The organism is Mesorhizobium sp. M7A.T.Ca.US.000.02.2.1 (assembly GCF_003996995.1).
Classification (GTDB): Bacteria; Pseudomonadota; Alphaproteobacteria; order Rhizobiales; family Rhizobiaceae; genus Mesorhizobium.
In genome coordinates, this window is the sequence record NZ_RZTT01000255.1 from 1 (window position 1) to 8,968 (window position 8,968).

Below are 8,968 nucleotides of genomic sequence, written 5' to 3' on the forward strand. Positions count from 1 at the left end.
CCGAACCGGCATGGCTGACCGCAACCCTTTTTAGCGCGATCGAGGTGTCGCTGGAGATCACCTTAAGCCAGTCCGAGGCAAAGCGTTCGAGGCTTGCGGTCAGCGAGGCAAGATCGAGCCCCTTGCCGTCAACCGGCGCCACCCGCACTTTCGAGGCCTGCCACTGCACCGTCGCCGTCAGCAGCCCGTCACGGTCGCCGAACCATTTGTAGAGCGTTTCCTTGGAGCAGCTGGCGCGGCGCGCCACGGCGGTCATGGTCAGTTGATCGCCCTCTTCGACCAGCAGCCGCAACGCTGCGTCGAGCACGGCCTTCTGTCGCTCTGTCAGCGCTTCGCTGGTGTCGATCTCGGGCACGCTGTGCAACACGCTCTTCTCTCGAAAGGTCGGGCCACCGGTCATTCCGATATGCCGTACCGTACGTTACGGTTCGGCATATTGCGCAATCCGAGGCCGCGCGCAAGAGGGCGGGCGCAAAATATCTGCAAGTGATGCGTTGCCGCGCGACAAGCCTCGCTAATCGGAGGCTGGCGGATGGCGCAATCGTCCAAGCAGTGCGGAGACCCTGGTCAATTCATCCGCCGACAGTTTGGCGCCAACCAGTTCGGTGATCGACCGTCCGTAGACAGCCCACATCTGGCGGCGTGTCTCGCGGCCCTTGGCGGTGATGCGGATGGTGTGGCCACGGCCGTCATCGGCCACCGGCAGTTTCTCGACGAGCCCATCGGCCTCTAGGCGGGCCAGCAGGCGCGAAATGTTGTATTGCGCAAACAGCGTGCGCTCGATGAGCTGGAACGGCCGCAGCCCGCCCTCGCCCGCCTCAGCGAGCTCATGCAGCACGTCGTACCAGGCAAGCGGCGGCAGGCCGGCCGCCTTCAACGCTTCTTCAGCGCTTTCCATCAGCTGGCGCGAAACGCGCATCAGGCGAGCCCAGGCCTTGATGGCTTCTGGCGAAGGCGTGGCTTTCTCGGTCATGGCCAAGCATAGGCAGTAGATGCATCTGCATCAAGCTTGACGATCGATGCATGTGCATCTATATAGATGCAAATGCATTAACCTTGGAAACCTCATGGCACACAAGCTCATCCTCGTCAGCCATCACCTCTGCCCCTATGTGCAGCGCGCCGCGATTTCGCTGGCCGAAAAGGGCGTGCCGTTCGAGCGCATCGATATCGACCTGGCCAACAAGCCGGACTGGTTCAAGACGATCTCGCCGCTCGGCAAGGTGCCGCTGCTGCGCGTGCAGCGAAATGGCGAGGAAACGGTCATCTTCGAATCGGCCGTCATCCTCGAATTCCTCGAAGAGACGCAAGCCAATCCCCTCCACCCTGCCGACCCCTATGCCCGCGCCCGTCATCGCGCCTGGATCGAGTTCGGTTCGGCAACCCTCAACGCCATCGGCCGGTTCTATTCAGCCTCGACCGAAGCTGGCTTCCTGGCCGAATCCAGCGCGCTGTCCGCCATGTTCGATCGCCTCGAAGCCGAGCTGGCGGACGAGCCCGGCGGGCCCTGGTTCGCCAGCAAGCACTTTTCGCTGGTCGACGCCGTTTACGGTCCGGTCTTCCGCTACCTCGATGTCTTCGACCGCATCGGTGATTTCGGCATTCTGGACGGCAAGCCGCTCGTTCGGGCCTGGCGCAAAGCGTTGAGTGAGCGCCCGTCGATCAGGCAAGCCGTGGCGCCGGACTATCCGCAGCGCCTGCATGCTTTCCTGCAAGCGAAGGGATCGCACCTTTCAGGGCTCATCCGGCAAAACAATCCGGCCACCGCGCTTCGGCCAGCCCGATCCGCTTGAACGGATCGATCGCGGGCAAGCGTTGGCTCGCGGCCGTCAGTTTTCGAACATGACGAAGGCGGCCCACACCCGAGGGTCCTGCGCGCCTGATATCTCGCCGTCGCGGGCATCGCGACGGGCCTGGCGCAGCGCTTCCGGATAAGTCCGCCCGGCGGCGAGATGGCCGTAGAAGCTCACCATGAAGGCAGCGGTTCCCGCATCGTCCACAGGCCAAAGGGCTAGCAACGAGCGCTTCGCACCGGCAATGTTGATTGCCGTCGGCAGGCCGCGCAAACCGCCGACGAATGTCTCCTGGCCACGGGCCGTCTCGCAGGCGGAGAGCACAAGCAGGTCGAGGTTCGACAGGTCCCACATCATCAGCTCCATGCCATAGAGCCGGCCGTCATCATCATCGCGCTTCATCGATTGCCGGTTTCCCGACTGGGACAGCACGACCTCACTCTGCCACAGCGCATTCACGGCACCGACGCCGCCCTCTTTCTCGTCGCGGTAGGCACCGTGTGTGGCCAGATGCGCGACCGTGGCCTGCTCCATGTCCTTGCGCAGCGCCCGTTCGCCGGCAGTGGTTCCGGTAAGGGTCTCGACCGAATAATGATCGCCGTGCAGGATCGAGGCGATCGCGTCGACTTCCTTGCGGGTACCCGGTAGCGGTTCGGCACCCTTCTCCGCACCCCGTGCGTAATCCAGGCCGCCGGCCAGCAAGGCCTTGCCGGACTTGGGAAAACTCTGATCGACGCCTGCGTTCAACAGCGATTCCGGCCGGGTCAGCATGCGCACCAGGAAGCGATCATCGAGCGACGCGCCCTTGCTGTCCTGCAGCAAGGGGAATGGCACCGAAAACAGCTTGCCGTCCGGCACCACGAAAAGCGTGTCGGCGCCGCCAAGCGACGGCTCCAGAGGTGCGATCAGACCGGCGTAAAGCCCTGTGAATGTCGCGTTCAGATCGACCAGGGTCACAGCGCCACGCTCCTGCGCGGAGCGGGTCGACCTGAGGTTTGCCATGCGGGTTTCCCGGGCGGCTGGGATGAGCCGGCGCGGATCGCCGAGGTCATAGAGCGACGGCTGCTGGTCCTTGCGCGTGACGATCGCGTAGAGCCGTTCGTCTTCCAGCGGATCGGCGCTCTCGCGGTCCGCCCGCCACTTGCGAGTGATGAAATAATCGATCAGCGCCTCGTTGCGCTGCAGCAGCGTGTTTGCGGATGGCAGTGGCTTGTCCACCACGCTTTGGTCGAATCTGTACTTCGTCGTGACTCTCGTGATCGCCTTTTCGTACGCCGCCTGAGCTTGGTCGGGCCGAACCGCACCTGGATCGTCGGCACTGTCGCCACTGGAAGCAGCCTCCTGGTAGGCCAGGGACAGCCGTATCCCGGCCTGGATCAAATGCCGTGTCTCCATATCGTTCGGATCGATCAAACGCGACAGTCTGCGCAACTGATCCCGTTTGTCGTTTTCGAGTGTCGGCCAGCGACGCACCGCTTCAGCGAATGCCGGCACTGCCGATGCGTTGTTTTTTGCCAGCCGCGCATAGTCGTAGAGCATGTCATCGGCCAAGGCGCGGCTGGCTTCAGCGACGACCGGGTTGGCGGCCGTGCTCACCTGGAACCAATTCCAACGCAACATGTCATGGTTGAGAGCCGCAAAATCGGTGGCTGCAGCCTCGGGATTCGTCTTCGCCTTGAGGTTGGCCATGGCCTGCCGCGCGGCAAAGGTCAGCGGGTGTACCGAGCCGTATGTCGATCCGGCGATGCTATAGGCCCGATCGAGTTGGTTCATGCTGTTTTCGGTATCGCCCATGGCGGCGAAATGCGCGGCGAGCAGGTTGGCGATCTTGATTGCCAATATCTCGGGATAACTCGCGTGGTTGGTCAGCGGCAGCAAGCGTGCGAGCGTCGGCGCGTCGAGCGGCTGTGCACCGGAAAGAGCCCTGGTGTAGAGCAGCCAGGCATCGGCCTGCTCAATCAAATTGCCTTCCTGCTTGAGGACGACAGCGATATCCCGGTCCTGCTGGAAATAGCGCAAGGCCTCGTCGTACTTGGCGAGGTCGAGATAATCCTGAGCCGTGTTGTTGGCGCTAACCAGAACGTTGAAGTGATTTGGCCCGTAGTAGCCGATACGTTTCTCGAGCACATTCAGGTCGTACTGTAAGGCGCGTGTCGGTGCCCCGATCTGACGCAACATGTCGGCAAGATTGTTCTGCAGCTTCCAGGTGAAGCGATCATCCTGGCCAAGCACCCGCTCCGCAATCTCCAGATTGCGCTGGTCGACGTTGATCGCCGCAGCGATTTGACCGAATGCAGCGATCCCTGTCGCCAGCACATCGTTGGCATACATGAGTTCCGGGGATTCCGTGCCATGATAGCGGGCGTAAAGATTGGTTGCTGTAGCGCACATGGAAACGAAGCCCTGATAGTCTTTCTCGGCCTGTTTCAGCATTGCGTAATTGAGATAGAAATCGGCACGCTTCGCGACATCCTGCTGCATCGCCCTGGTTTTCAGGCCTTCGGCAAAAATCTCCACGGCGTTGTCGAGTATCTGGTTGTTGAGAAATGTCGCGCCGGCGTTCGAGTAACTCTCGACCGTAAATTCATAGAGGTCGCTCCTGGCCGCATCGAGCAGCGCTGCCCGCAACTGCACGTAACCGTCGTCGAAACGCGCCACCTCCATCATCAGCTTGTAGGCCGCATCGATCCGAGCCTTCAGCGCCGCTTCACTGTCTGCCGGAGCCTGCTGGCTGGCCTGACCTGGCGTCTGGGCTTGCGCCTGCGGCAAGGGCAGCATCACGACCGACGTGGCGAGGACAGACGCAACGACCCGCATCAGGTCTAGCGATTTTCGGACTATGGACATGACAGCGTTCATTCGGATCGGTCTGAGGCGAAAAACTCTAGGATGCGGTCGTATCATGACCCGGATTTTGTCCGAAATTCCACCGTGTTTCCTTGAGTCCGATCCGTTTGAACGGATCGACCACCGTGCCCGCCACCATCGAGGCAAGGAATTGCGGCGCCGGCGGGATTTTTGCCACCGTCGCCACCAGCCTGTCGCGGATGAAGGGCAGCGCCACCGAATCCGACTGGTAGAACGGCGTGAATGCCAGCGACAGCGCCTGGAAGATGCGGACATGCCAGCGCCGCGCCTTCGCATAGGCCTCCAGCGCTGCCTCGACGTTTGACGCCCGCGCCAGCGCATTGCTGAGCGCCGCGGCATCGAGCAGCGCCATGTTCGCCCCTTGCCCGAGTTGCGGACTGGTGGAATGCGCCGCATCGCCGATGACGGCCAATCGCCTACCGGCCGGAAGCTTCATCGTGTGGTGGCCATAGCGGGCCAGCGAGAGCTGGTCGAAACTGTCGATCTGGCTGGTGTATGCCTCGCTCTGCGGCCACAGCCGGACCACCCTCTCCTTCCAGGCGTTCAGGCCGCGAACGCGCACCTCATCGGCATCCGACGGCTTCAGGCTCCAGAAGAAGGCCGCCATCTTTTCAGCGCCCGGCTGCGGCCGGCCGATCGGCAGCACGCCGATCATCACGCTCGCTTTGTCGTAGCGTTGCAGCAGCGCGTGCTCGTCGAAACCATCGCCGCGCCAGCCGAGCGAGGCCCAGAACGCGCCATAGGTGAGTGGCCGCGGCTCGCCTGGAGCGCTTTCGCGGCGCAGTTTCGAGCGCGAACCGCTGGCGTCGACGACCAGATCAAATGGCCCTGCCCTCCGCCCGTTGCCACAGATCAGCGTCGCCCGTTCGCCGGTCTCCAGGGCCTCGATCTCGACGCCGGTCTCGATGGCGATCGCCTCGCTCTGCGCGGCGCGGAAAAGCACGCCGAACAAAGCCGCCCGGTGCACCGCCAGCCCGAAGCGGCCACCGCGTTGCGCATCGTAGCGGACATCGAGCACGGTACGGCCAGTGGAAGCATCGGCGCCATGCAGGCGGTCGATGCGGCTGCCCAGCGCCAGTATGTCGGGAAGCAGGCCAAGATCGGCCAGCACCGTCAGCCCTGTCGGCTGCAGGATCAGCCCGGAGCCGACCGGCTTCGGTTCATCGAAGCGCTCGAACACCGTGACCCGATGCCCGGCACGCTTGAGATAGAGCGCCACGGCCAGTCCCGCCGGCCCGGCGCCTGCAATTGCGATATCATAGGAAATGCCAGTGCCCCCAAAGCCGGATTGGCCGGACAATCCTTCAGCGGCGGGACGAAATCAAGCCGTCACCAACGGCTTTGCGCCGCAGGTCAGCCCTGGGCGGCATCAAAATCGGCGCGTGCGCCGCGCACCGCATCATGATTGAGCTCGGCCCACAGGATCAGCTGATGCAAGGCGCCGAACATCGAATGCCCGAGATCGGTCAGGCTGTACTCGACGCTCGGCGGCTTGGTCGGGAACACCTCGCGATGCACATAGCCGTCGCGCTGCAAATCGTAGAGCGTCTGCGTCAGCATGCGCTGTGAAATGTCAGGCACCAGCCGCCGCAACTCGCCGAAGCGATAGGGCTGCTCGGCCAAAGCCATCATCAGCAGCGAGCTCCATTTGCCGCTCACGCCCTGTATGACCTCGCGGACCGGACAATTGGAGAAGTTGCCGCCGCCGGAGACCGCCTTGTAGACCTCCAACTTCGATCTCAGATTGACAATCTTGCTGTCCACCGCTGGTTCCCTGCGCGTGCCTACCTCCCGAAAAACTGCCTTCTTTACGGCTCTGGGTCAATTCCTATTTTAGTGCTGGTCTCTTTTTGAGACCACCACTCGAACCGCCTTAGCGGCGCAACGTCAGGATCTTCCATGACCCAAACCCTTCTCGTCACCGGCGCTTCCGGCCAGCTCGGCCGCGGCGTCATCAACCACCTGCTGGACACGTTCAAGGTCCCCGCGGGCCGGATCATCGCCGCCACCCGCAATCCGGACAACCTCGCCGAGTTGGCGGCGCGAGGCGTCATCACAAGGGCGGCTGACTTCGACGACACACTATCGTTGGAGGCTGCTTTCAAGGGCGCCGACAGGGTGCTGATCATCTCGACCGGCGAGATCGACCTGCTACACGGCAAGCGCCTGAGGCAGCACCAGAACGCGGTTGCCGCCGCTAAAAAGGCCGGTGTTTCCCACCTTCTCTACACCTCGATGCCCAACCCGGAACCGGTTTCGCCGGTGCTGTTTGCCAATGATCACTACGGCACCGAGCAGGCGATCAAAGCGAGCGGCATCCCCTACACGATCTTTCGCAACGGCTGGTACCAGGAGAACCTGTTCATGGCCCTGCCGCACGCGATCGCTTCGGGAAAATGGTACACGTCCGCCGGCGACGGCCGCATGGCGCACGGTGCGCGCGACGACATGGCGGCAGCGATCGCCGCCGGCCTCGCTGACGCATCAAGCGAAAGCGAGACCTACACCTTGACCGGCCCGCAGGCCTACACGACGGCCGAGATCGCCGCCCTGGTAAGCGAGGTCACCGGCAAGCCGCTCGATGTCGTCCAGGTTTCGGATGAAGCCTTGACCGAAGGCGTGAAGGCGGCTGGCGTTCCCGAGGACTTTGCCCGCATCATCGTGTCGTTCGACGCCAACACGCGATCCGGCCGCATCGCCATGGTGACGGACGCGGTCGAGACGCTTTCCGGCCGCAAGTCGAAGACGCTGAAGCAGTTCCTCGAGGCAAACAAGGCCGCGCTGGCCGGCTGAAGCGGAGTGACATGGACTGTGCCGGACGGCACAGTCCATTCGCCGATCCGGCAGGTGCCTAGATCGCCACCTGCGTGCCGATCTCGACCACGCGCCCGGTCGGGATCTGAAAGTACTCCGTCGCGTCGGCCGCAGTGCGGGCCAGGCCGATGAACAGCCGGTCCTGCCACACCGGCATGCCGGAATTGGGCGAGGCCTTGAGCGAACGCCGCGACAGGAAGAACGAGGTCGTCATGATGTCGAACTTCCAGCCCTGCTTGCGGCAGATCGCCAGTGCGCGCGGGATGTTGGGCTGCTCCATGTAGCCGAAGGTCAGCGTCACGCGCATGAACAGCTCGTTGACCGTCTCCATCTTGACCCGGTCGCTGTCGGGCACCACCGGCTGCGGCGCGGTCACCACCGAAAGGATGACGTTCTGCTCATGCAGCACCTTGTAGTGCTTCAGGCTGTGCATCAGCGCGGTTGGCGCGCTTAGCGGATCGCTGGTGAGGAAGACGGCGGTGCCGGAGACCAGCTGCGGCTTCTTCTTCAACAAATTGCCGGCAAGGAAATCGAGCGGGATCTCGTTGCGGCGGGTCTTGTCGAACAGATAGCGGCTGCCACGCACCCAGGTCCACATGGCCAGCACGACGGTGAAGGCCACGGCCAGCGAGGCCCAGCCGCCCTCGAACACCTTGACGATGTTGGAGGCAAAGAAGCCGACATCGATGAAGCCGAACAGCGCCGTAAGCGAGATTGCCACCCACAGCCGCCATTTCCAGATGCGCGTCATGACGACATAGAGCAGCACCGTCGTCACCAGCATGTTGCCGGTCACCGAAATACCGTAGGCCGACGCCAGCCTGCTGGACTCGCCGAAGCCGACCACCAGCATCATCACCACCAGCGCCAGCAGAAGATTGACGCGCGGCATGTAGATCTGGCCGGACTGTTTCTCCGACGTGTGCAGGATTTCGAGCCGCGGCAGCATGTTGAGCTGCACCGCCTGCCTGGTCAGCGAGAACGCGCCTGATATCACCGCCTGGCTGGCGATGACCGTGGCGGCAGTCGCCAGCACGACCATCGGGATCAGCGTCCAGCCTTCGTTCATCTCGAAGAACGGATGGCCGACGACGCCATTCTTGGCCAGCACGAAGGCACCCTGCCCGGCATAATTGAGCAGCAGGCAGGGAAACACGATCGCCAGCCAGGCCAGCACGATCGGCTTGCGGCCGAAATGGCCGAGATCGGCATAGAGCGCTTCGGCGCCGGTCACGGCGAGAAAGATGGCGCCGATGGTCACGAAGGCGACATCGGGCGAATTGATCAGGAAGGCGACGATATAGTGCGGACTCACCGCCCACAGGATTTCCGGGTCGGCGATGATGTGGTTGAGGCCGGAAAGGCCGATGGCCAGGAACCATACCGCGGTCACCGGGCCGAACACCAATCCCACCCCGCCCGTGCCAAAGCGCTGCACCGCGAACACCATGGCAAGGATGACCAATGTCAGCGGCACGACATAGGGCTGGAAG

General features: G+C 63.0%; 8 protein-coding genes. 2 read left to right on the forward strand and 6 right to left on the reverse strand.

Going from position 1 to position 8,968, the window contains the following annotated elements; translation table 11 throughout:
• Positions 1-367: TetR/AcrR family transcriptional regulator (locus EOD15_RS22075; RefSeq protein ID WP_148129614.1), on the reverse strand; the 367-nt coding region annotated here is incomplete at its 3' end.
• A gap of 147 nt (positions 368-514) precedes the next feature.
• Positions 515-973, reverse strand: coding sequence for a MarR family winged helix-turn-helix transcriptional regulator (locus tag EOD15_RS22080; RefSeq protein WP_127322640.1), 459 nt, complete (start codon positions 971-973; stop codon positions 515-517).
• A gap of 94 nt (positions 974-1,067) precedes the next feature.
• Between EOD15_RS22080 and EOD15_RS22085 the strand changes: the two genes are divergently transcribed.
• Complete coding sequence (locus EOD15_RS22085) at positions 1,068-1,793, forward strand: glutathione S-transferase family protein (RefSeq protein WP_127408819.1); 726 nt, start codon at positions 1,068-1,070, stop codon at positions 1,791-1,793.
• A 36-nt stretch (positions 1,794-1,829) separates the two neighbouring features.
• Here EOD15_RS22085 and EOD15_RS22090 read toward each other — a convergent pair whose 3' ends face one another.
• The 3 genes from EOD15_RS22090 to EOD15_RS22100 form a co-directional block, all read right to left on the reverse strand.
• Positions 1,830-4,640: a CHAT domain-containing tetratricopeptide repeat protein gene (locus EOD15_RS22090; RefSeq protein WP_164761717.1), complete on the reverse strand. Its 2,811-nt coding sequence runs from the start codon at positions 4,638-4,640 to the stop codon at positions 1,830-1,832.
• Between the two features lie 37 nt (positions 4,641-4,677).
• Complete coding sequence (locus EOD15_RS22095; protein ID WP_245463732.1) at positions 4,678-5,880, reverse strand: NAD(P)/FAD-dependent oxidoreductase; 1,203 nt, start codon at positions 5,878-5,880, stop codon at positions 4,678-4,680.
• Positions 5,881-6,014: 134 nt separating this feature from the next.
• Entirely contained in the window at positions 6,015-6,425 is a 411-nt protein-coding gene (locus tag EOD15_RS22100) for a helix-turn-helix domain-containing protein (RefSeq protein WP_127320517.1), read from the reverse strand.
• A gap of 135 nt (positions 6,426-6,560) precedes the next feature.
• Between EOD15_RS22100 and EOD15_RS22105 the strand changes: the two genes are divergently transcribed.
• Complete coding sequence (locus tag EOD15_RS22105) at positions 6,561-7,454, forward strand: SDR family oxidoreductase (RefSeq protein WP_127320516.1); 894 nt, start codon at positions 6,561-6,563, stop codon at positions 7,452-7,454.
• A gap of 58 nt (positions 7,455-7,512) precedes the next feature.
• Here the strand turns inward: EOD15_RS22105 and EOD15_RS22110 are convergent.
• A partial coding sequence (locus tag EOD15_RS22110; protein WP_148129615.1) for a potassium transporter Kup occupies positions 7,513-8,968 on the reverse strand: 1,456 nt, incomplete at its 5' end.

Coding starts and splice junctions, on each gene's coding strand:
- EOD15_RS22080 (WP_127322640.1), bottom strand. CDS start 973: ATGACCGAGAAAGCCACGCCTTCGCCAGAAGCCATCAAGGCCTGGGCT.
- EOD15_RS22085 (WP_127408819.1), top strand. CDS start 1,068: ATGGCACACAAGCTCATCCTCGTCAGCCATCACCTCTGCCCCTATGTG.
- EOD15_RS22090 (WP_164761717.1), bottom strand. CDS start 4,640: ATGTCCATAGTCCGAAAATCGCTAGACCTGATGCGGGTCGTTGCGTCT.
- EOD15_RS22105 (WP_127320516.1), top strand. CDS start 6,561: ATGACCCAAACCCTTCTCGTCACCGGCGCTTCCGGCCAGCTCGGCCGC.